General features: G+C 62.2%; 15 protein-coding genes and 1 tRNA gene. 4 read left to right on the top strand and 12 right to left on the bottom strand.

The window, feature by feature from the left end:
- Nucleotides 1-9: 9 nt before the first annotated feature.
- From ABDB84_RS06225 to ABDB84_RS06210, 4 genes are all read right to left on the bottom strand, one after another.
- Nucleotides 10-516, bottom strand: coding sequence for an LPS-assembly lipoprotein LptE (locus ABDB84_RS06225; RefSeq protein ID WP_345918831.1), 507 nt, complete (start codon nucleotides 514-516; stop codon nucleotides 10-12).
- A gap of 84 nt (nucleotides 517-600) precedes the next feature.
- Nucleotides 601-891, bottom strand: a complete 291-nt coding sequence (locus ABDB84_RS06220) for a MerR family DNA-binding transcriptional regulator (RefSeq protein ID WP_345918830.1) — start codon at nucleotides 889-891, stop codon at nucleotides 601-603.
- A gap of 324 nt (nucleotides 892-1,215) precedes the next feature.
- Nucleotides 1,216-3,858 carry a leucine--tRNA ligase gene (leuS, locus tag ABDB84_RS06215; RefSeq protein ID WP_428715078.1) on the bottom strand — a complete coding sequence of 881 codons (2,643 nt, stop codon included), beginning with the start codon at nucleotides 3,856-3,858 and terminating at the stop codon, nucleotides 1,216-1,218.
- Between the two features lie 86 nt (nucleotides 3,859-3,944).
- Complete coding sequence (locus tag ABDB84_RS06210) at nucleotides 3,945-6,758, bottom strand: ATP-binding protein (RefSeq protein WP_345918828.1); 2,814 nt, start codon at nucleotides 6,756-6,758, stop codon at nucleotides 3,945-3,947.
- A gap of 173 nt (nucleotides 6,759-6,931) precedes the next feature.
- Between ABDB84_RS06210 and ABDB84_RS06205 the strand changes: the two genes are divergently transcribed.
- Nucleotides 6,932-9,133, top strand: a complete 2,202-nt coding sequence (locus ABDB84_RS06205) for a 3'-5' exonuclease (protein WP_345918827.1) — start codon at nucleotides 6,932-6,934, stop codon at nucleotides 9,131-9,133.
- A gap of 19 nt (nucleotides 9,134-9,152) precedes the next feature.
- Here ABDB84_RS06205 and ABDB84_RS06200 read toward each other — a convergent pair whose 3' ends face one another.
- From ABDB84_RS06200 to ABDB84_RS06190, 3 genes are all read right to left on the bottom strand, one after another.
- Nucleotides 9,153-10,613 carry an NAD-dependent succinate-semialdehyde dehydrogenase gene (locus ABDB84_RS06200; RefSeq protein ID WP_345918826.1) on the bottom strand — a complete coding sequence of 487 codons (1,461 nt, stop codon included), beginning with the start codon at nucleotides 10,611-10,613 and terminating at the stop codon, nucleotides 9,153-9,155.
- A complete protein-coding gene (locus ABDB84_RS06195; protein WP_345918825.1) occupies nucleotides 10,610-11,383 on the bottom strand; it encodes a FadR/GntR family transcriptional regulator in 774 nt (257 codons plus the stop codon). Before ABDB84_RS06195 ends, ABDB84_RS06200 begins: the two co-directional genes overlap by 4 nt.
- Nucleotides 11,384-11,773: 390 nt before the next feature.
- Nucleotides 11,774-12,895, bottom strand: coding sequence for a JmjC domain-containing protein (locus tag ABDB84_RS06190; protein ID WP_345918824.1), 1,122 nt, complete (start codon nucleotides 12,893-12,895; stop codon nucleotides 11,774-11,776).
- A gap of 54 nt (nucleotides 12,896-12,949) precedes the next feature.
- Here ABDB84_RS06190 and rlmD point away from each other — a divergent pair, with 54 nt between their 5' ends.
- On the top strand, nucleotides 12,950-14,245 hold the full coding sequence (gene rlmD / locus ABDB84_RS06185; protein ID WP_345918823.1) for a 23S rRNA (uracil(1939)-C(5))-methyltransferase RlmD: 1,296 nt from the start codon (nucleotides 12,950-12,952) through the stop codon (nucleotides 14,243-14,245).
- Here rlmD and ABDB84_RS06180 read toward each other — a convergent pair whose 3' ends face one another.
- The 4 genes from ABDB84_RS06180 to ABDB84_RS06165 all read right to left on the bottom strand — a co-directional run bounded on the left by ABDB84_RS06180 (nucleotide 14,246) and on the right by ABDB84_RS06165 (nucleotide 18,889).
- Entirely contained in the window at nucleotides 14,246-15,307 is a 1,062-nt protein-coding gene (locus ABDB84_RS06180; protein ID WP_345918822.1) for an ABC transporter ATP-binding protein, read from the bottom strand.
- Complete coding sequence (locus ABDB84_RS06175; RefSeq protein WP_345918821.1) at nucleotides 15,304-17,028, bottom strand: ABC transporter permease; 1,725 nt, start codon at nucleotides 17,026-17,028, stop codon at nucleotides 15,304-15,306. The genes ABDB84_RS06180 and ABDB84_RS06175 overlap by 4 nt, the downstream gene beginning before the upstream one ends.
- On the bottom strand, nucleotides 17,018-18,040 hold the full coding sequence (locus tag ABDB84_RS06170) for an extracellular solute-binding protein (protein ID WP_345918820.1): 1,023 nt from the start codon (nucleotides 18,038-18,040) through the stop codon (nucleotides 17,018-17,020). Before ABDB84_RS06170 ends, ABDB84_RS06175 begins: the two co-directional genes overlap by 11 nt.
- Before the next feature lie 156 nt (nucleotides 18,041-18,196).
- Nucleotides 18,197-18,889 carry a Bax inhibitor-1/YccA family protein gene (locus ABDB84_RS06165; protein ID WP_345918819.1) on the bottom strand — a complete coding sequence of 231 codons (693 nt, stop codon included), beginning with the start codon at nucleotides 18,887-18,889 and terminating at the stop codon, nucleotides 18,197-18,199.
- Between the two features lie 202 nt (nucleotides 18,890-19,091).
- Here ABDB84_RS06165 and ABDB84_RS06160 point away from each other — a divergent pair.
- Nucleotides 19,092-19,179, top strand: a tRNA-Ser gene (locus ABDB84_RS06160).
- A 222-nt stretch (nucleotides 19,180-19,401) separates the two neighbouring features.
- Nucleotides 19,402-20,706 (top strand): hypothetical protein, encoded by a 1,305-nt coding sequence (locus tag ABDB84_RS06155; protein ID WP_345918818.1) that lies wholly within the window; start codon nucleotides 19,402-19,404, stop codon nucleotides 20,704-20,706.
- A 334-nt stretch (nucleotides 20,707-21,040) separates the two neighbouring features.
- Here the strand turns inward: ABDB84_RS06155 and ABDB84_RS06150 are convergent, their stop codons facing one another.
- Nucleotides 21,041-21,826, bottom strand: coding sequence for an Arm DNA-binding domain-containing protein (locus tag ABDB84_RS06150; RefSeq protein WP_345918817.1), 786 nt, complete (start codon nucleotides 21,824-21,826; stop codon nucleotides 21,041-21,043).
- Nucleotides 21,827-22,185 lie beyond the last annotated feature (359 nt).

Below are 22,185 nucleotides of genomic sequence, written 5' to 3'. Positions count from 1 at the left end.
GCAGCGGCTTCAGGGCGCGCTGGGGCGGATCGCGGCCAGGCGGCGCATGATCTGCTGCACCAGATCGTCTTCCATGTCGCGGTACAGCTGGGTTTCTTCCTGGTCCTTGGCGAGGCGCACGTTGTCGCTGAAGGTCATGTCGCGCGTCAGATTGATCTGCGCCAGCGACAGCACTTCGCGGCCCTTGCGGTCCTGCACGCGGAAACTGAAGCTGCGGCGCAGCTGGTATTCGCGCACCGTACCGTCGGTCGCCAGCGAGAGGATCACCTTTTCCTGGCTGTCATTGGCCACCTGCAGCATGACTTCAGCTTCGGTCGCCGCTGCAACAGCCTCGGTGGTGCCGCTGGTGTGGATCTGGCGCTTGAGCGCAGCATTCAACTCGCTGTAGGGGTTGATGCCCAGATAAATGGTCTTGAACGCCAGCGGCTTCGGGCCGCGCAGCTGGAAGCCGCACGCCGTGAGGCTGGCGATGCAAAGGCAGGCGGCAAGGCGGAGCAGGAAGGTTCGGGCAGTCATGGGCGTCGTGAGCGGCTGGGAGTCGGTTAGCGCTGGCGATTGTACCCCGCGGCTGGCCTGCGCGGCGCGACCGGCCGCAGCGCCTTACAGCACCGGGATGTGGATATCCACTTCCGAGGCAGGGTCCAGCGGGCCCTTGAAGCGCTCGTCGTGCAGTTCGAACTGCGGGCCAAGGCTGTGTCTGAGTTGCCACACAGGCTCAAGCGACTCCCAGATCTGGCGATAGGTGTCGACCGCCGTGCTGACCGGGCCGAGGTGCGTAAAAGCGCGCGTGGAATGCCTGCCACCGCGCGGGAACAGATCGATCTGCTCGTAATGCCGCAGGGTCCGGCTGGTCACGCCCAGCAGGCGGGCCAGTTCGCCGATCAGGATCATGCCATGCTCCACACAGTTCGTTTGCTCGCAGCCAGTTTCAGGTTTGACGCAGCGTCAAGGTCAAGCGATGAAATGAAAAAGGCTCCGCACACCCTAATGCAGTTCAGCTAAGACATATTCAGCTTTGGGGCGACGGATTTTCGACGCAAAGGGCGCGAAGAAAGACAGAAGGCCCACAAAGGAAACCAAAAATCGTTTTCCTTTGCGGGCCTTTGCTTTTCCTTTGCGTCCTTTGCGTCCAAAACCAGCACATCAAACATGCACATAGCCTAACTGAACGGTATTGGCCGCAAGGACTCCTCTTTTATTTTTTCAGCGCTTCGTTCAAACCACGATATTCACCAGGCGGCCCGGCACCACGATGACTTTCTTGGCGGGTTTGCCTTCCATGAACTTCTGCGCCGCTTCCGATGCAATCGCCAGCGCTTCGATGGCCTTGTTGTCGGCGCCGGCCGGCACCTTCACCGAGCCACGCGTCTTGCCCAGCACCTGCAGCACCAGCTCGATCTCGTCCTGCACCAGTGCAGCTTCCAGCGGTTCCGGCCACGGCGCCGACAGAATGTCATCGCCCTCGTTTTTCACGTATCCCAGGTCGGCCCACAGCGTGTGAGTGATGTGCGGTGTGATCGGCGAGAGCACGCGCAGCAGGATGCCGAAGCATTCTTCGATGACTTCGGCGGCAATACCCGAATCGCGTGGTGCCTTTTCAAGCGCGTTGAGCATCTTCATGCACGAGGACGCCACGGTGTTGAACTGCTGCTTGCCCAGGTCGTAATTGGCCTGCTTGAGCAGCAGGTGGATTTCGCGACGCAGGCTGCCGAGCTTGTCATTGAGTTTGGCCGAGGCCAGCGTGCGGCTGGCCGGCAGCTGCGGTTTGATCTGGCTGGCGAAGACATGGCCGAACGCCCACACACGCTTGAGGAAGCGGTAAGAGCCTTCGATGCCGGCATCGCTCCACTCCAGCGTCTGCTCCGGCGGTGCGGTGAACATCATGAAGAAGCGCGAGGTGTCGGCACCGTACTGCTCGATCATCGCGTTCGGGTCGACGCCGTTGCGCTTGCTCTTGGACATGGTGCCGTAGCCGCCGTAATCGACCGGATTGCCGTCGCGCTTGGCGGTGGCACCGGTGACGCGGCCGGCTTCGTCCTTCACCAGATCGATCTCTTCGGGGGCAAACCACTCGATGCCGGTCTTGTCCGAGCGGCGCGAGAACAGGTGATTGAGCACCATGCCTTGCGTGAGCAGGCGCTTGAAGGGCTCGCGGTAATTGACGAGGCCGAGATCGCCCATCACCTTGGTCCAGAAGCGCGAGTAGAGCAGGTGAAGAATCGCGTGCTCGATGCCGCCGATGTACTGGTCGACCGGCAGCCAGTAATTGACGCGCTCGTCGACCATGGCCGTGTCATTGCCCGGCGTGGCAAAGCGCGCGTAGTACCAGGACGAATCGACGAAGGTGTCCATGGTGTCCGTCTCGCGACGTGCAGGCTTGCCGCACTTGGGGCAGGCGCAGTTGAGGAAGTCCGGACGCTTGTGCAGCGGGTTGCCGGAGCCATCCGGCACGCAGTCTTCGGGCAGCACGACCGGCAGTTGATCGTCGGGCACTGGCACCGAGCCGCAGTCATCGCAGTGGATGATGGGAATCGGGCAGCCCCAGTAGCGCTGGCGCGAGACGCCCCAGTCTCGCAGGCGCCATTGCAGCTTCTTGTCGCCGAGGCCGAGGGCCTTGATGTCGCTGGCGATGGCATCGATGGCGGCGCTATAGCTCAAGCCGTCGTACTTGCCGGAATTGATGCAGACGCCGTTTTCCTTGTCGCCATACCATTCCTGCCACGCTTCGGTGGAGAATTCCTTGCCGGCCACCGCGATGACCTGCTTGATCGTCAGGCCGTATTTCTTGGCAAACGCGAAATCGCGCTCGTCATGCGAGGGCACGCCCATCACCGCACCATCGCCGTAGCTCATCAGCACGTAGTTGCCGACCCAGACTTCAACCTGTTCGCCGGTCAGCGGATGGGTGACGAAGAGGCCGGTGGGCAGGCCTTCCTTCTCCATGGTTGCCATGTCGGCTTCCATGACCGAACCGCTCTTGCACTTCTGGATGAAGGCGGCGAGTTCGGGATTGTTCTTGGCGGCATGCGTGGCCAGCGGGTGCTCGGCGGCGACGGCGCAGAAGGTGACGCCCATGATGGTGTCGGCACGGGTGGTGAACACCCACAGCTTGCCGTCGTTGATCAGCGTGCCCGTCTCGTCCTTGATCTCGTGCGGGAAGGCAAAGCGTACGCCGGTGCTCTTGCCGATCCAGTTGGCCTGCATCAGGCGCACGCGCTCTGGCCATTGGTCCAAGGTGTCGAGGTCGTTCAGCAGTTCGTCGGCATATTGCGTGATGGCGAGGTAGTAGCCGGGGATCTCGCGCTTCTCGACCACCGCACCGGTGCGCCAGCCGCGGCCATCAATCACTTGCTCGTTGGCGAGCACGGTCTGGTCGACCGGGTCCCAGTTCACGACTTGCGTCTTCTTGTAGGCGATGCCTTTTTCGAGCATGCGCAGGAACAGCCACTGGTTCCACTTGTAGTACTCGGGCTTGCAGGTCGCCAGCTCGCGGCTCCAGTCAATCGCGAAACCCAGCGACTTGAGCTGGCCCTTCATGTACTCGATATTGTCGTAGGTCCACTTGGCCGGCGGTACCTTGTTGGCAATCGCCGCGTTCTCGGCGGGCAGGCCGAAGGCGTCCCAGCCCATCGGCTGCATGACGTTGTAGCCACGCATCTTGTGGAAGCGCGTCAGCACATCGCCGATGGTGTAGTTGCGCACATGGCCCATGTGCAGCTTGCCCGAGGGGTACGGGAACATCGACAGGCAGTAGTACTTGGGCTTGGTGGCGTCTTCCACCGCCTTGAAAGCAGCGCTGCGCTCCCAGAAGGCCTGGGCGGTTTTTTCGGTGGCGGTGTGATCGTACTTCTCGGGCAACGACGACATGGTGGCTTAGGGCTTGAATTCGGGAATCCGCCATTTTAGCAGGCCGCGCCGCTTCTTCCGCTATGCATGCGGCCGGCTCAGTCTGGCCGGACGGTCTGCAAGGCCTGCAGCGCGGCGCGGAAAGCTGGCCAGTCGCGGGCCAGCGCCTCGCCTTGGGCGGACGCTGCCTGCGCTTCAAGCGTGGCCGCTTGCGCCGTCAGGGCCGGATCGCCCGCAAAGCCGATATTGCCTTTGAAGCCATGGAAGAGCCGCGTCAGGGTCTCCAAGTCGGCCGCCGCCAAGGCTTGCTCGACTTCGGCAATGCGCGCGGGCAGGGAGGCGATGACTTTGGCGCGGATGCGCTCATTGAGCGCGGGTTTGGCCGCTGGGCTTGCAGCGGGCGCGGTCGGCGCGGGCGGAATCTGCCGGCTCAGGCGGGCGAGCAGGCGCGCAAGCTGTTGCTCATCGATGGGCTTGGCGAGGAATTCGTCAGCGCCCGCGGCACGGAACTCCGTCATGTCGATCTCGGAGACATTGGCGGTGAGCGCGACCAGCTTGATCTGCGGGTTGCGGATGCGCAGGCCGGCATATTCGCCGGCGCGGATCGCACGCGTGGTGGCATGGCCGTCGAGTTTGGGCATGCGCCCATCCATCAGCACCAGGTCGAAGTCGTGCGCAGCGAGTTGTTCCAGCGCTTCGAGCCCGTCGCTGGCCATGCTGACGCGATGGCCGAGGGCGTCGAGCAGGGCTTCGATGATGATCTGGTTGGTCGGCGAGTCTTCCGCGCAAAGGATGGACAGGCTGCGTAGCGCCTGCTGCTCGCTGGCGTCGGCGCTTTCGGTCGGCGCTGTGCCGGCTTTGAGCGCGATGCTGAAGCTGAACACCGACCCCACGCCCTCGGTGCTGCGCACCGTGATCTCGCCGCCCATGGCTTCGACCAGCTGCTTGCAAATGGCCAGCCCGAGGCCGGTGCCGCCGAAGACGCGCGTGGTCGAACTGTCCGCTTGCTGAAAGCGCTGGAAGATGCGCGGCAGGGCCTCGGCGGCGATGCCGATGCCGGTGTCTTCGACCTCGACCTGCAGGCCGGCGGGATGTTCGCGCAGGCGCACGGTGATGCTGCCGCGCCGCGTGAATTTGAGCGAATTACCGGTCAGGTTGATGAGTACCTGGCGTAGTCGCGTCGGGTCGCCGCGCACGTAGCGCGGCAAGCGCTCGTCGATATCCACCACCAGGGCAATGCTGCGCTCCTGGGCGCTGAGGCGGAAGCTCTGCAGGGCGTCGGCGATGGTTTGCCGCAGTTCGAAATCGATTTCTTCCAGCTGCAGATGGCCGGCCTCGATCTTCGAGAAGTCGAGGATGTCATTGATGATGGTCAGCAGCGATTCGGCGCTGCGCAGGCTCACCCCCAGCTGTTCGCGGGTGGCCTTGTCGAGCGGGCGCTTGAGGGCCAGGCGCAGCATGCCGATGACGCCATTGAGCGGGGTGCGGATCTCGTGGCTCATGGTGGCGAGGAACAGCGATTTGGCCTCGCTGGCGCGGGCGGCGGAGCGCTCGGCTTCGCGCAGCGGCGTGATGTCGAAGTTGGCGCCGACGATCACGGCACGGCCCTCGGCGTCCAGGCAGCTGCGTTTGGAGATGATGCGATGCACCGCCTTGCCGCTGGACGGGTGGGTGATGTGCTCTTCCTTATAGACGATCTCGCCGAGCGCGATGCGCTGGTCTTCAGCCACGATGTGAGCGGCGTAGTCGGCGCTCCAGCCCAGTTCGCTAGGGGTCTTGTCGAGCAGCTCGGCCGGGCTGCTTTTGCACATGTCTTCGAGCATCGCCTTGTTGGCCATGATGTAGCAGCTGGCGGCGTTCTTCACGTACACCGGCTGCGGAATCACATCGATCAGACGCTGCATGAAAGCCTGCACGCGTTCGCGCAAGGTCTTTTCGCGAGCCAGGGCTTGCTGGTTCTCACGTTCGGCAAGGCGCCAGGGGGTCAGGTCGAAATTGACGCCGACGATGATCGGCCGGCCATCGGCGTCCTGGCAGCGTTCCTTGCCCAGCCAGCGGAAAATCGACTCTCCGGTGACCGGGTGACGCGATTCCTCTTCCTTGGAGACGCTCCCACCGGCCAGCACGGTGGCGTCTTCGGCGACTACCATCGCCGCGTGTGCGGGGTCCTTGGCCAGATCGAAAGGGCTTTTGCCGATCAGCTCGCCGGCCGACAGCATGCGGTAGCGGCAGAAGGCGGCATTGACCAGCAGGTAGCGTGAGTGTGCGTCCTTGATGTAGACCGGCTGCGGGATCACATCGATCAGGCGCTGGGTGAAGTCGGCAATGTGCTCGCGGGTGAGGACTTCGCGCGCCAGCGCTTCCTCGGCACGGCGCTGGCTGAGCCGTTGCTCGCTGATATCGAACAGCGAACAGACCACCAGTGGCTGACCCTGCAGGCTTTGCGTGCGGCGCTTGACGACGATCTGGCTGATCTCCCGCCCGTTGTGGCTGAAGCTGGGCGGCAGGCGTTCCTCCTTGCGCACTGGTCGGCCGGCCAGCACTTGCTGATCTTCTGCCAGGCGCTGGCGGTGGAAGTCCTCGCTCTCTGCGGGGCAGCGCCCCAGGCTGCCGATCAGCGCATCACGGCTGAGATTCTTGTAGTCGAGCATGGCGCGATTGACCAGCAGCAGGCGGCTGTCGGCATCCTTGATCGCCACGGGATAGGGAATCTCGTCGAGCACCCGCTCGCAGAAGCTGTGCGCGGCCTGCGCTTGCAGGGCGCGCAGGGCCGGCCACAGCAGCAGGCTGCCGGCCAGTGCGCCGAGCGGGAGGGCGATCAGTGGCGGCAGCGGCAACAGCACGGCCAGCCCACTGGCCAGAAGCGGCGCAACACAGCAGGTCGTGAGCAGCACGGTGCGTGGTCTGTGCATCAGCGATGGCGCCTTCACTCTGAACGAAAACCGAACGAATCTATCGGCAATCCGACAGCTAACGTCATGCCAGGCCGCGGGCTTGAGCGGCATCGGCGGGCAAGTGCCAGACAAATGCCGGAAAAGTCACGCTGCAACGTAAAATGCGGGTTCTTCTTTGGCCGTGCCTTTCAATGTCCCGTCTGCTCGAAAACCTCAATCCAGAACAACTGGCGGCTGTCACGCTGCCGGCGCAGTCCGGCCTGATCCTCGCGGGGGCCGGTTCCGGCAAGACCCGCGTGCTGACCACGCGCATCGCTTGGCTGCTGCAAACCGGCCAGGTCAGCCAGGCCGGCATTCTTGCCGTGACCTTTACCAACAAGGCGGCCAAGGAGATGCTCACGCGTCTGGGCGCGATGCTGCCGATCAATACGCGCGGCATGTGGATCGGCACGTTCCACGGGCTGTGCAACCGCTTCCTGCGCGCGCATTACCGCGAGGCGGCGCTGCCGCAGACCTTCCAGATTCTCGATACGGCGGACCAGCTCGCGGCGATCAAGCGCCTGCTCAAGGTGCTCAATGTCGATGACGAGAAATTCCCGCCGCGCGAGCTGCAGCACTTCATCAATGGCAATAAGGAAGCCGGCTTCCGCCCGCATGCGGTCGAGGCCTGGGATGACTACACGCGGCGCCGCGTCGAGCTGTATGCCGAATACGATGCGCAATGCCAGCGCGAAGGCGTCTGCGATTTCCCCGAGCTGCTGCTGCGTGCTTATGAGCTGCTCGAACGCAATGAGCCGATCCGCCGCCATTACCAGGCGCGCTTCCGCCATCTGCTGGTCGATGAGTTCCAGGACACCAATCGCCTGCAATACCTGTGGCTCAAGCTGATTGCCGGCCACGCCACGCCGACGCCGGCGGCGGTGTTCGCGGTCGGTGACGATGACCAGAGCATCTACGGCTTTCGCGGTGCCGAGGTCGGCAATATGCGCGACTTCGAGCGCGAGTTCCAGGTACCGGCGGTGATCCGCCTGGAGCAGAACTACCGCTCGCACGGCAATATCCTCGATGCAGCCAATGCCATCATCGCCAACAACAGCAAGCGCCTGGGCAAGAATCTGTGGACCGACCAGGGCAGTGGCGAGCCGATCCGCGTTTATGAAGCGGTGGCCGATCTGGACGAGGCGCGCTGGATCGTCGAAGAGATCCAGCAACTGGTACGCGAGGGCGCCGCGCGTAGCGACATCGCCTTGCTCTACCGCAGCAATGCGCAATCCCGCGTGCTCGAACACCAGCTGTTCTCGCTGGGCATTCCGTATCGTGTGTATGGCGGCCTGCGCTTTTTCGAGCGCCAGGAAATCAAGCACGCGCTGGCCTATCTGCGCCTGATGGCCAATCCCGATGACGATACGGCCTTCGTGCGTGTGGTCAATTTCCCGACGCGCGGCATCGGCGCGCGTTCGCTCGAACAGCTGCAGGACGCGGCGCGCACCTACAACACCAGCTTGTACGCGGCGGTCTCGCAGCTTGCCGGCAAGCCGGCGCAGGCGATCGGAGCCTTCATCCGCCTGATCGAAGAAATGCGCCTGACGACGCGCGAGCTGCGCCTGCCCGAGATGGTCGACCACATCCTCGATGCCTCCGGTCTGCGTGCGCATTACAAGGCCGAGCGCGAGGGCGAGGAGCGCCTCGCCAACCTCGACGAACTGATCAACGCGGCGACCAATTTCATCAGCGAAGACAGCACGCCAGCCGAGGGCGAGGAAGTCGTCGCCGGCGATCCGCTCTCGCGTTTCCTGGCCCACGCCTCGCTGGAAGCCGGCGAGCACCAGGCCGACGCTGGTCAGGAAGCCGTGCAGCTGATGAGCGTGCACGCCGCCAAGGGTCTCGAATTCGATGTGGTGTTCATCACCGGCCTGGAAGACGGCTTGTTCCCGCACGAGAACAGCATCACCGAACTGGATGGTCTGGAGGAAGAGCGGCGCCTGATGTACGTGGCGGTGACGCGCGCGCGCAAGCGCTTGTACATGTCGCTGGCGCAAAGCCGCATGCTGCACGGGCAGACGCGGTTTGCGATCAAGTCGCGCTTTTTCGAGGAGATTCCTGCTGAACTGCTCAAGTGGCTGACGCCGCGCGTGCAGCAAGGCTTCGGCGCCGTGCATACGCCGACGCGCAACGAGGCTTACGCCGGCTCACGCGCCAATGCGCCGCGGCAGGCCAATCGCGATCTGGGCGGCTTCCGCATCGGCCAGTCGGTGCGCCATGCCAAGTTCGGCTCCGGCGTCATCGTCTCCGCCGAGGGCAGCGGCGCCGATGCGCGGGTGCAGGTCAATTTCGGCGCTGGCGTCGGCATGAAGCTGCTGGCGCTGGGCGTGGCCAAGCTGGAGGCGGAGTAGGCGACAAGCGCCGGGGCTTTTACAGCCCGGCCATGCAGAGGTATTTGAGGTCGACGTATTCGTCGATGCCGTAGCGTGAGCCCTCGCGGCCGAAGCCCGATTGCTTGACGCCGCCAAACGGCATGCTGGCGTAGGAGATGGCGCCGGTATTGATGCCGACCATGCCGCATTCCAGCGCTTCGGCCATGCGCCACACGCGGCTGATGTCGCGGGTGTAGAAATACGCGGCGAGGCCGGATTCGCTGGCATTGGCGAGCGCGATGGCTTCTTCCTCATCGCTGAATTTCATCACCGCGCTGAGCGGGCCGAAGGTCTCTTCGCGGGCGACCAGCATGTCGGTATTCACCTGGCTGAGCACCGTCGGCGCGACGAAGCGGCCCTTCGGCGCCACGCCACCGACATGCAGGCGCGCGCCCTTGCGGCGGGCATCGTCCAGGTGATGCATGAACTTGGCGACCGCTACGTCATCGATCAGCGGGCCTTGCTGCACGCCTTCCTCGAAACCATGGCCGACGCGAATCTGTGCGCTGCGCTCGGCGAGGCGGGCGACAAATTCATCATGCACGCCGGCTTGTACGATGAAGCGATTGGCGCAGACGCAGGTTTGCCCGGCATTGCGGTACTTGGCGAAGAGCGCGCCGTCCACGGCCGCGTCGATGTCGGCATCGTCAAACACGATGAAGGGCGCATTGCCGCCCAGTTCCAGCGACATGCGCTTGAGCGTCGGCGCACATTGCGCCATCAACAGGCGGCCGACTTCGGTCGAACCGGTAAATGAGAGATGGCGCACCTGCGGGTGCTCGCACAAGCGTTTGCCGATGGCGACCGAGTTGCGGCCATCCGCAGTCAGCACATTGAAGACGCCCGCCGGCATGCCGGCCTGCATGGCCAGATCGGCCAGCGCCAGCGCGGTCAGCGGTGTTTGTTCGGCAGGCTTGAGCAGGATCGTGCAGCCGGCGGCCAGCGCGGGGGCGATCTTGCGGGTCAGCATCGCGGCCGGGAAATTCCACGGCGTGATCGCCGCACATACGCCGATCGCCTGGCGCAGGACCAGCGCGCGCCGGTCATTGCTCGGGCTGGGGATGATGTCGCCATAGATGCGGCGCGCTTCTTCGGCGAACCATTCGACGAAGGAGGCGGCATACACCACTTCACCGCGCGCTTCCGCCAGCGGCTTGCCTTGCTCGGCGGTGATCAGCACGGCCAGCGTTTCGCGGTGTTCGAGAATCAGTTCGTACCAGCGCCGCAGGATCGCCGAGCGCTCGTTGGCCGTGCTATTGCGCCACACCGGCAGCGCATTGGCGGCGATATTGATGGCGCGATCCGCCTCATGCGCGTCGAGATTGCTGACCTCGGCCAGCAACTGGCCATTGGCCGGGTCGCGCACTTCAAAGCGCGTGGCGTGGGCCAGCCAGTGGCCGCCGACCAGGGCGGAGGTTTTCAACAGGGCGCCGACGCGCGCGATGGCGGGATGGGTCATGAATGGTTTCCTTTGCGCACAGGTTTGCTGTCGACGACATCGGCCGGCATGCCCTGGCTGAGTCGCTGCAGGCTGTTGGCCAGGTGCAAATGCATGGCGGCGGCGGCCGAGTCCGCGTCGCCACGTGCAATGGCGAGGAAGATCTGCTCATGCTCGGCGCGTACTTGCTGCATGTGTGCCTTGCGTGCGGCCTCGCTGCTGAACTGGCGTTGCGTGCGCTCCGGGCGCAGCTGGACCAGGCTGGAGAGCGTGTCGGCGAAATACGGATTTTGCGTGCCGCGGGCGATGGCCGCATGAAATTCGCGGTCCTTGCGGCTGACGTTGCTGCCGCCGCCTTCGAGCACGATGGACAGCGACTGCCAGGCATGCTCGATGGCGAGCAGGCTTTCGGGCGTGCGTCGCCGGGCGGCGAGTGAAGCGGCCTGGACTTCGAGGCCAAGCCGTACTTCGAGTAATTCAATCGGCGTGCGCTGCGAGGTCGCGCGCGCAGGAGCGTCGCTCAATGGGCGGGAACTGGGCCCGGCCTTGGCCAGTACGAAGGCGCCGCGACCTTGCTGGGTGCTGACACGGCCGGCCGAGCGCAGGCTGGAGGTCGCTTCGCGCACCACCGAGCGGCTGACGCCATAGCTGGCCATCAGCTCGCGTTCGCTCGGCAGCTTGCTGCCGGGATTCAATTCGCCGCGTTCGATGCGCTGCATCAGATCACCGGCCAGCGAACTGGCCAGGCTTTCATGCGGATGACGTGCTTTGAGACGGCTGGTGCCGGGCATGTCTTGGTCTCCGGATGCTTGTTAAGCGCGCACAAAACGAAAAAGCCGGCCAATGGCCGGCTTTTACGACTACCAAGAAAACTTACTTGGCAGCGGACTGATCAGCCGGAGCAGAAGCGTCAGCCGGAGCCGAAGCGTCAGCAGCAGGCGATTGCTCAACGGGAGCTGCAGCCGGTGCCGATTGCTCGACGGGAGCCGGTGCTTCTTCCTTCTTGCTGCAACCAGCAGCAGCGAGAGCGATCAGGGCAGCAACGAGGAGAGACTGTTTCATTGTTGAATTCCCTTGCGAAAAATGCAGTGAGTGCAGTAAGCCAAAATATTAATCGGCTTCAGCAGCCGATTCCGAATTCTAACATTCAATTCCACTGAATGGAAGTTTGCTTCTGTGGATCAGTTAAGCGGACGCAAGTGGAGGAAACCCTCTTCGTACCACTCGTGCAGCAAGCGCCAACTTGCCGAGGACAGTGTAGCCGGTGTACTGAGGGTTCGTTCGTTCGCTAGGCGACGGAACAGGCGCGCATCTTCCGCCGGCGCAACCACGACTTCGCCATTGAGGAAGAACTTGCTGCCGGTGTAGAGCATCTGGCTGCGCAGATCCAGCTTGAGTCCTTGTTTGAGCGAGGCGCGGCGGAACGCGGCGAGGCCCAGCTCTTCATTGGGCGGGTCGAAATAGACATTCGCCTTGGGTTCGGAGAGGTACTGGCCAAGGAATTCGCTGACGTCCTTCTGCGCCCAGCGGATGCGCGAGAGCATGCTGCCAACGCGGGCACTCATCTGCGCCGGCAGTTTGGCCGGGCTGTCCGTCGCTTGCAGGTCGGGGTCGGCATACATTTCCTCGCGCGCGAGTTTTTCTTCCAGATAGCCCAGAAAGGCCGAAGTCAGCTCGCGTGCCGAGGGCGCCCGGAAGCCGATTGAATAGGTCATGCATTCGCCCAGCGCCACGCCGTCGTGCGCGTACTTGGGCGGCAGGTAGAGCATGTCGCCCGGATTGAGCACCCATTCGCGCTTGGCCTTGAAGTTCTGCAGGATGCGCAGCGGCGCGTCTTCGATCAGGGTCAGATCGGTCTGTGCGCTGATCTGCCAGCGGCGCTGGCCCATGCCTTGCAGCAGGAAGACGTCGTAGGAATCGAAATGCGGGCCGACGCCGCCGCCATCGGTGGCGTAGGACACCATCAGGTCGTCCAGGCGGGCGTAGGGAATGAAGTTGAACTGGCGCAGCAGGCTATCGGCTTCCGGCAACAAAGTGTTGAGACCTTGGACCAGCACCGTCCAGGGCCCGCTTTTCGGGTAGTCGCGTGGCTTGAGCGGCCCGTAGTGCAGCGCCCAGTCGCCGTCCTTGCGGTAGGCTAGACGTGCTTCGACATCTTCTTGCGCGGCCAGCTTGCGTGCTTCGCCAGGGGACAGCAGACCATTGAAGCCAGGCACGGCATTGCGTACCAGCAGCGGCTTCTTCTGCCAGTATTCGTCGAGGAATTGTTGCGGCGAGAGGCCGCCCAGGAGTTTTGTAATCATCTGCGGATTGTAGCTGCGCGTTGTAAAATTCGCGCCTTTTGCGTGGAGACTGGCATGCCCGTCGCGATTATCGAGTCGTTGGACCATGAAGGGCGCGGCGTTGCACATGTCGACGGCAAGGTCATTTTTGTTGAAGGCGCCTTGCCGCGTGAAAAGGTCGAGTTCTCCAGCTACCGCAAACGCAGCAGCTTCGAGCAGGCCAGCCTGAGCCGCGTGCTGCGCGCCAGCGCCCAGCGCGCCGAGCCGGCCTGCAAGTTCTACGGCATCTGCGGTGGTTGCAGCATGCAGCACGCCGAGCTGGGCGCCCAGGTCGCGACCAAGCAGCGCGTACTCGAAGATGCTTTGAAGCGCATCGCCAAGGTCACGGTCGGCAGCATTTACCCGGCGATCTACGGACCTGCTTGGGGCTATCGCTCGCGTGCGCGCATCGGTGTGCGCTCGATTCCCAAGAAAGGTGGCGTGCTGGTCGGCTTTCACGAAAAGAAGAGCAGTTATATTGCCGACATGAGCAGCTGCGAGATCCTGCCGCCCAAGGTCTCGGCCTTGCTGCCGGCCCTGCGTGTGCTCATTGCTCAGTTATCGGCGCCGGATCGCATCCCGCAGGTGGAGCTGGCGATGGGCGATCGCATCGTGTTGGCGCTGCGCAATCTCTTGCCGTTCACGAAAAAGGATATTGCGCTCCTGCTGGCCTTTGGCGAGCAGCATGGCGTCTGCATGTGGCAGCAGCCCGGAGGTCCCGAGACGGTGATGCCGCTGCGCGCCGATGAATCGCGTTTTCTTGAATACACCTTGCCGGAGTTCGATCTGCGCCTGCAGTTCCGGCCGACCGATTTCACCCAGGTCAATGTCGACATCAACCGCTTGCTGATTCGCCGCGCCATGCAATTGCTCGATCCGCAGCCGGGTGAGCGGATTGCCGATCTGTTCTGCGGCCTGGGCAATTTCAGCTTGCCGATTGCGCGTCTGGGCGCCCAGGTCGTCGGCGTCGAGGGCAGCCAGGCGCTGGTTGCCCGTGCAGCCGACAATGCAGCGCTCAATGGTTTGAGCGCACGCAGCAGGTTTGAGGTCGCCAACCTGTTCGACGCCACCCCACACAGCCTGCGCGCGCTGGGGCCGCTCGACAAGATGCTGATCGATCCGCCGCGCGAAGGTGCGGTGTCGGTGGTCAAGGCGCTCGACGCGCAGTCGCCGCGGCGCATCGTCTATGTCTCCTGCAATCCGGCCACGCTGGCGCGCGACGCGGCCATCCTGGTGCACGACAAAGGCTATGTGATGCGCGGCGCTGGCGTGGCCAATATGTTCCCGCACACCTCACATGTCGAGTCGATTGCGCTGTTCGAGCGCGTCTGATCAGACGGCGAAAATGAATACGCCACGCGTCTCGCAGCGTACCTGCAGGCGCGTACCAGGCGGCCAGGCCGGCGCGCCCGGAACCTCGGCCTGCAGGCTCAGCGCCGCGGCGTCATCGACGCGCAGATCGATACGGCTGTAGGCGCCCAGATGATGGCAGGCCTGGACGATCACCGTCCGGCTGTCGGCGCTGGCTTGGCTGCTCAGTTGCAGCGCTTCGGGACGGATCATGATCTGCACCGCTTGTCCTTCACCGAGCGATGGCGCAGCAAAGCGCCCCAGCGCAGTGTCTACGGTGTGTTGCCTGAGCTCGCCATGCAGGATGTTTACGTCGCCGAAAAATTCGGTGGCGAAAGGGCTTTGCGGGGCGAAATAGAGTGAGGCCGGGCTGCCGATCTGGATGATCCGCCCATCACGCAGCAGCGCGATGCGATCTGCCATGTACATGGCCTCTTCCGGATCATGCGTGACCAGAATGCTGGCGCAGCGCATGTCGCGCAGCAATTGCTGGGTCTCCTGGCGCAGGCGGTGGCGCAGGCGCACGTCCAGATTCGAGAAAGGTTCGTCGAGCAGCAGCAGGCGCGGTTGCGGGGCCAGCGCGCGGGCCAGGGCGACGCGTTGTTGTTGTCCGCCGGAGAGCATGTGTGGGGCATCCGCGGCGCGCTCGGCGAGGCCGACGCGCGCCAGCATGGCCAGCGCCTGCGTGCGCCGCTGGGCGGCGGGGAGCTTGCCCAGGCCGAAGGCGACATTGTCGAGCAGGCTCAGGTGGGGAAACAGCGCGAAGTCCTGGAACACCATGCCGATCTGGCGCTGCTCCGCAGCTCGCTGGCGATAGGGGGCGGCCACCACCTCGCCGTCGAGGCGGATTTCGCCCGTCTGCAGTTCCTCCAGGCCTGCGATCAGCCGGAGCAGGGTGCTCTTGCCACAGCCTGAGGGGCCCACCAGGGCGAGGATCTCGCCCGCCATGAGCTCGATCTGGATCGCGTCGAGCACTTGCTTGCTACCGTAATGATGGCTGAGCTCGCGGATCTGTAGCTGGATGCTGGGGGCTTGCACACTCATGGTGAGGAACCGTGGCTGTCGCGGCGCTCGGCCAGGCGTGACAGCGCAATGATGGGTAATAGTCCGGCCAGTACGATCAGCAAGGCGGCAATGGCGCCGCTTTCATAGGTGCCGCGCGCAGCTTCGCCATACAGGTGGGTGGCCAGGGTTTCGAAATTCATCGGACGCAGGAGCAGGGTCGCGGGCAGTTCTTTCATGCTGTCGACGAAGACCAACAGCATGGCGCTGAGCAAGGCGGGGCGGCACAGCGGCAGGTGGATGCGCCAGGCCAGGCGTGTCGGCGAGCTGCCCAGTGTGCGTGCCGCGTCGTCGAGCGAAGTGGGTAATTGGCTGAAGCCCGCTTCCAGACTGCCATTGGCGATGGCCAGGAAGCGCACCAGATAGGCGTAGATCAGGGCGACGCTGGAGCCCGACAGAAGCAAGCCGATGGGCGCGTGGCCAGATAATTCGAACAGTCTGTTGATCCAGGCATCGAACTGGGCCAGCGGGCCGAGCAGGCCGATGGCGAGCACGGTTCCGGGGATGGCATAACCCAGACTGGCACAGCGCAGGATCTGGCGGTTCAGCGGCGTGCGCGCCATGCGCTGGGCAAAGCTCAGCAGAAAGGCCAGCAGGGCCGCCAGTAGCGTGGTGGCGGTCGCCAGCTGCAGCGTGTTCAGCAGTTCGCTGAGCAGACTCGATTCGAGACCGCTGAACCTCAAGCGCTTGTAGGTTTCACCCACCAGGTAGCCTGCGGGCATGACAAAGCCCAGCGTGATCGGCAGGCTGCAATACGTCAATGCGAGGACGCCGCGCCAGCCAGTCAGGCGGCGACGTGCGAGCGGCTGCATGCGGCGTGTCGCCAGGGTGTAGCGTTGATGACGGCGCGCCCAGCGCTCGATGCTGATCAGCGCCAGTACGATGCACAGCATGAGCAGCGCAATCTGCGCGGCGCCGGGCAGATTGGAGCGATTCAGCCAGGTTGAATAGATCGATACCGTGAGGGTCCGCACGCCCAGGAATTCGCTGGCGCCCAGGTCATTGAGCGCTTCCATCAGCGCCAGACTGGTGCCGACCGCGATGGCGGGCCGCGCGAGTGGCAAGGCCAGCCCGAAAAATATCCGCTGCGGCCCCGCCTGCAAGGTGCGTGCAGCTTCGATGAGGTTGCCCGCCTGCATGCTGAACACCGCACGCACGGGCAGATAGACGTATGGATAGAGCACCAGACCCAGCAGCAGGATGCAGCCCCACATGCTGCGGATATCCGGGAGCTTGAAATCGCGCGGGCTGTCGAAACCCAAGAGCGTGCGTAGACTGCTTTGCAGGATGCCGACCGGATGCCAGAGATCCAGATAGGCGAAGGCGATGATGTAGCTCGGAATTGCCAGGGGCAGGAGCAGGGCCCAGGAGAGTTCGCGGCGGCCGACAAAATCGTAGGCGCTGACCAGCCAGGCGAGGCTGCTGCCCAGTGCGATGACCAGCACGCCGACCCCCAGCAGCAGCAAGGCGCTATCCTGCAGCGCCTGCGGCAAGACATAGCTCAGCAGATGCGGCCACAGTTCGCCCGAGCCCCGCATGGCGTGACCGAGCAAGGATTGCAGCGGCACCAACACGGCGAGGACCAGCGCCAGGCTGGCGACTTGCCAGCCGACACCCAGATGCCGGGCGCTGAAGTACTGGCGCAGACGCAGCACGCCCCAGGGATGAGGCGTGCGCGCCAGTGCGAGTGACTCAGTTGTCAAAGCCGACCTTGTCAACGAGCAGGCTTGCTGCCTTGCGGTACTTGGCGATGTCGCCCAGTTGCAGGCTATCGATGTTGAGGGTGCCCAGTTTGGCGATGATCGGATCCAGCGCCGCACCCTTCTTGACCGGGTATTCGAAGTTGGCTTTGGCGTACAGCGCCTGAGCTTCATCGGACACCAGGAATTCAAGCAGCTTGACCGCATTGTCCTTGTTGGGGGCGTATTTGGCGACGGCAGCGCCCGACACATTCACATGCGTGCCACCCTTGGCGAAGCTTGGCAGCACGACATTGATGGCGTCACCCCATTTCTGTTGTTCCGGGCCGCCCGCGCCACTGCGCATCAGGCCAACGTAATAGGAGTTGCCCAGGCCGATATCGCAGATGCCCGCCATGATGTCGCGTGCCACATCACGGTCACCGCCACCGGGCTTGCGTGCCAGATTGGCCTTGAGCCCGCGCAGCCATTGCTCGGCTTTGGCTTCGCCGTCCTTGGCGATGATGTGGGCGATCAGGGCGGTGTTGTAGGCATGCTGACCTGCGCGGATACAGATCTTGCCCTTGTATTTCGGATCAGCAAGGTCTTCATACGTGAAGCTGCTGAGCGTGATGTTCTTGGCGGTGTAGAGCGTGCGTGCGCGGACCGACAGTGCAAACCAGTGGCCACCTGCATCGCGCAGATTGGCGGGAATGGCTGCTTCCAGCGCCGGGGACTTGATTGCCTGGGTGACGTTCTTTTCGCTCAGTTCGACCAGCGCATTGACGTCAACGGCCATCAGCAGATCGGCAGGCGATTGCTTGCCTTCGGCCGCCACACGTTCGGGCAGGCCATCCTTCATGAACACCGTATTGACCTTGATACCGGTCTTGCTGGTGTAGGCATCAAGCAAGGGTTTGATCAGGCCGGCCTCCCGGGTCGTGTAAAGATTGACCTCACTGGCCTGGACCGCGCCAAGCAGCAAAAGCCCCAGGCTGCTGAGCGTCAGGCGGCGAAATAGGGTGGTGCGTGTCATACAGACTCCTGTTTTGTTTGATTGTAAATCCATGCAAACAATACCGAGTGAAGTCTATTTTGTAAATGAGATCTATTCTTATTGTCGTCCGTGAACGAGCAACAAAAAGCCCGCCCGACTTGCGTCGGACGGGCTTTCAGGCATACGCAATGCTGATCAGTCGCGGTTGCCGCCGAAGATGCCGAGGATCTGCAGCAGACTCGTGAAGATGTTGTAGAGGTCCAGATAGACGCGCAGCGTAGCCGACACGTAGCTGGTCTCACCGCCCTTGACGACATCGTTCAGGTCATACAGCAGCCAGGCCGAGAAGATGCCGCAGCTGATCACCGCGATGGTCAGGTGCAGGGCCGGGATGTGCAGGAAGATGTTGGCGATGCTGGCCGCCAACAGCAACAGCGTGCCGATGAACAGGAACTTGCCCATGCCCGACAGGTCACGCTTGATGGTATGCGCCAGCACCGACATGCCGAAGAAGACGATCGAGGTGCCGCCAGCGGCCAGCGCAATCAGCGAGGCGCCGTTCGAGAAGCGCAGCGTCCAGGCCAGGGTGCTCGACAGCATCAGCCCCATCACGAAGGTGAAGCCCAGCAGCAGGACCACGCCGGTGCTGCTGTTGCGATTGGCCTGGATGGCGTAGATCAGCCCCCACATGACGGCCAGCATCAGCAGCGGCCCCATGATCGGGCTGCCAGCGAACAGCATGGAGAAGTTGAACTGGAGGCCAGCCCAGGCGCCAGCGATGGTCGGCAGCATCGACAGGGCCAACAGGTTGTAAGTGTTGCGCAGCACATTATTGCGCACGCCACCCGCAGTACTGCTCGTGTTGACGGTGTATAGACGGTTTTCCATGGCTCTTTCTTTCCTTTGAACCGCGCAAAATTTGCGCACGTGAATAAGACACGCGAATCATGCTTGTGGTTCCCGTCGATTGCAAGCGCTTGCGCTGGTCGATCTACCCGACGTACACTCGCGCCCGGTTTGCTGCTTGAGATGCGGCGCGGCAGGTTTTCATGCCGTCGGGCGTAGCGTCGAGTGGCCGGCTAAAAAGTCCGGAGGTTTGGGTGAGTGGTTTAAACCAGCAGTCTTGAAAACTGCCGACGCGCAAGCGTCCGTGAGTTCGAATCTCACAGCCTCCGCCAATAAAAAACAAGCACTTACGAAGCATGGGCCAGCATGCAAAGTGCTTGCAGTAGTAGCAAAAAAGCCCCGCCAGCCGGGGCTTTGCTGTGTAGAAAAATCAGCCCGTAAGCACAGCATAAGCAGGTTATACCCTCTCAACCGTCGGGACCTATTTACCTTTCGTCTAGCGCCCCCATATAAAATGGGGTTATTACACATCAATAGGCTGACGGGGAGGTCGAATGCATCAGGCGCTGGAAGCGATTCAGGAGCAACTGACACAAGTCATTGCACAGCTAAGGGCATCTGTCGGGAGTGACGAGCCTTTTGGGAACGCGCACAATAATTGGTCTTTCCCTGGGCTAACGAGATCTGAGCTAGTTGAAGATGCCCAATCGATCATTGATATGATCGACTCCAATGAGGTTGATGAGCTTGGGGACTCGGAAGCACGGATCAAAGATTACGCACGCCGCTTGAGTTATTTGCGGGAGAGCACCATTCCCAACTTGTGGGGCAATGCTGGGCGGGCGGTTCCTACATATGTGCTCACTCTTGATGGATTACGCAAGGCGCTCACACCTGTTTTGGTTCGAGATGACCGAGCGGAAGCTGTCGCTGCACTAAGGAAAATCACCCGCCAACTTCGGGGAATGGAAGCCTCCCTGAACGGACTGGAACCTCGCACCGCCTCGCTTGCCACAATGGTTGAGCGGATTGAGCACGCTTACACCGCGGCAGACCAACTTCCTGCAGACTTGGAAACGCTGTCTGAGGCACGGCAGAAGATTGCTGATCTCGCGAAAGATGCGACGCGAGATCAAAGTGACGTATCCCGCATCCGAGAGGCTGCAAACGAGCTTGATAAGCAGCTGAACAAGAGTGCTGACGACGCAAAGGCGGTGCTTGAGCGTTGCGAGACAGCATACTCTGCCGCAACCAGCGTGGGGTTGGCCGCAGCATTCAACGAACGCTCGGACGCATTGTCAAAGTCAATGTGGATATGGGTCGCAGGCCTTGTTATCGCCCTTGCTGCGGGAAGCTACTTTGGCTCGGCACAGTTGAATGCACTCTCCGAACTGTTCAAGGTGCCGAATGCCCCCTCATCAGTGATTGTTCTTAACCTCGTGCTTTCAGTACTGTCAGTTGGTGCCCCGGTGTGGTTTGCATGGTTATCGACAAAACAGATCGGCCAACGTTTCCGGCTTGCGGAGGACTACGCATTCAAAGCGTCAATCTCGCGTGCTTATGAAGGGTTCCGGCGCGAGGCTGCCCGGTTCGACAAGGACATGGAGGCCAAACTGCTTACATCCGCACTGACCCGCCTTGATGAACTTCCTCTCCGACTGGTGGAAACAGCTAGTCACGGTAGCCCATGGCACGAGCTAGCATCATCGGACGTTGTAAAGCAGGCGATGAAAGCGGTGCCCGGTTTCGCGGAACAAGTGAAAGATTTGGCAGGAAAAGCGATTGTCGCTGTAACTCCAGCAAAAGCCCGATCCGCAGCAAAAGCCAAACCAGCGCCCGCGCAAGAGGACGACGAGTAAGCGAAGCCGGTCTTACGCTGTGCTTACGTCGCTCATGCGCTACCAGTCTAACCGCAAGGGCTCCAAGCCTTTAGCGGGCAAGCCCGCCTAATCCTGTGTTTGGCGTTCCATAGAGGCGAAGTTGAATTATGCGTCCATGCCCCCATATGCAGGAAACGGCAACTTGCCCACCGTCGGCGTTACAACTTCCAAGGAGACTCAATGCCTTTCTCAATCGAACAAATCAGCCCCTTAGTGCTCATCATTGAAGATGGCAAAGACCAAGAGATTATTGAGGTTCAGCCGGGAGAGTTAAAGGAGGTCGGCGACCACGAGGTCGTTAGCAAGCCCCAATTCAAGGAAGACCGAGAGGAAAGGTCGGTAGTATTTCGGGGCGAGATAGACCAAGGGGTGGTCGAAGCACATGTAACCTATTCGCTAGGCATGGATGGTCACCAAGTTGAGAGTGTTGAAGTAGTAACCGTCCCTGATGGCTTGACGGTTCATAGCGAACCTGAGTTCGAAACACAAGATTGCGAAGACGACGACTCAGGTTTTGACGAGTGATGCCGCTACAGGCCGCGTGCCGTGCTCGCCAGTAAAGCACCTGATTGTTAGCCCCGCGCACCACGTCGATTCGGTATTGGAACTGAGCCATGCGGAGCATGTCATCTACATCCTTCCAGCGGCGACCATTCGCCACTCGATTCAGCACGCTATGCACCATGTCGCGGGTCACGTCTTGGCCTGCATGCGTCACATGAACTGCCTGCACCAGTGCCTCTATCACCTGTGACACTGTGGTCATCTTCTGGTCGAGCGCACGCCCGGCATCTTCTTCCGTGTCCTTGACGCGCTGCGCAGCCTCCTTCTTGGCAACGGCGCGCGGGTCGATGCCCATGCGCATGCTGCGCAAATGCTCGCGGGCGACCTCGCGGGCTTGATCCACAGTGAAGACACCATGCGGGCCAATGCTAATGCGGGGTGAACTGCCATTGACGCGCCCTTGCACGATGTAGGTGATCTTGCTGGTAGGGGTAACGCGCAGACCAAAGCCTTTGATCTCGGTGTCCCAGTGGAACGCCTCTTTATCCGCGGGTGCAGTGAGCTTGTCTATATAGGTCTTCGTCAGCTTAGGCATGCTGCACCTCGCTGACTTTGGCGGTTGTGGTTACTATCTTCACGTCGGCTTCCTTTGTAAGCAAGGGAGTTGGCCACGCGGTCGGGACTGTTAGCGCAGTCGCCGGCCGCATCCATTCTGGCACTCATAAGCGGCTCGTAAGCACGCGGCATAAAGCTACGACAAGTTACGAAAAATGGAAAACGCCGCTAAGTGTTTGACCTGAAAAGGGTCTTACGGCTTACAATGGCAATTCAAAGTGGCGTAAAGCGCGGCTCCGGGAAACTTGAAAACTGCCGACGCGCAAGCGTCCGTGAGTTCGAATCTCACAGCCTCCGCCAGGATTTATTGTCTGACGCTGGCCTTTCAAGGCCACGACC

The organism is Uliginosibacterium sediminicola (genome assembly GCF_039631295.1).
Classification (GTDB): Bacteria; Pseudomonadota; Gammaproteobacteria; order Burkholderiales; family Rhodocyclaceae; genus Viridibacterium; species Viridibacterium sediminicola.
This window is presented reverse-complemented; position numbering and strand designations above follow the sequence as displayed.

Coding starts and splice junctions, on each gene's coding strand:
- ABDB84_RS06225 (WP_345918831.1), bottom strand. CDS start 516: ATGACTGCCCGAACCTTCCTGCTCCGCCTTGCCGCCTGCCTTTGCATC.
- ABDB84_RS06220 (WP_345918830.1), bottom strand. CDS start 891: ATGATCCTGATCGGCGAACTGGCCCGCCTGCTGGGCGTGACCAGCCGG.
- ABDB84_RS06210 (WP_345918828.1), bottom strand. CDS start 6,758: ATGCACAGACCACGCACCGTGCTGCTCACGACCTGCTGTGTTGCGCCG.
- ABDB84_RS06205 (WP_345918827.1), top strand. CDS start 6,932: ATGTCCCGTCTGCTCGAAAACCTCAATCCAGAACAACTGGCGGCTGTC.
- ABDB84_RS06200 (WP_345918826.1), bottom strand. CDS start 10,613: ATGACCCATCCCGCCATCGCGCGCGTCGGCGCCCTGTTGAAAACCTCC.
- ABDB84_RS06195 (WP_345918825.1), bottom strand. CDS start 11,383: ATGCCCGGCACCAGCCGTCTCAAAGCACGTCATCCGCATGAAAGCCTG.
- ABDB84_RS06190 (WP_345918824.1), bottom strand. CDS start 12,895: ATGATTACAAAACTCCTGGGCGGCCTCTCGCCGCAACAATTCCTCGAC.
- rlmD (WP_345918823.1), top strand. CDS start 12,950: ATGCCCGTCGCGATTATCGAGTCGTTGGACCATGAAGGGCGCGGCGTT.
- ABDB84_RS06180 (WP_345918822.1), bottom strand. CDS start 15,307: ATGAGTGTGCAAGCCCCCAGCATCCAGCTACAGATCCGCGAGCTCAGC.
- ABDB84_RS06170 (WP_345918820.1), bottom strand. CDS start 18,040: ATGACACGCACCACCCTATTTCGCCGCCTGACGCTCAGCAGCCTGGGG.
- ABDB84_RS06165 (WP_345918819.1), bottom strand. CDS start 18,889: ATGGAAAACCGTCTATACACCGTCAACACGAGCAGTACTGCGGGTGGC.
- ABDB84_RS06155 (WP_345918818.1), top strand. CDS start 19,402: ATGCATCAGGCGCTGGAAGCGATTCAGGAGCAACTGACACAAGTCATT.
- ABDB84_RS06150 (WP_345918817.1), bottom strand. CDS start 21,826: ATGCCTAAGCTGACGAAGACCTATATAGACAAGCTCACTGCACCCGCG.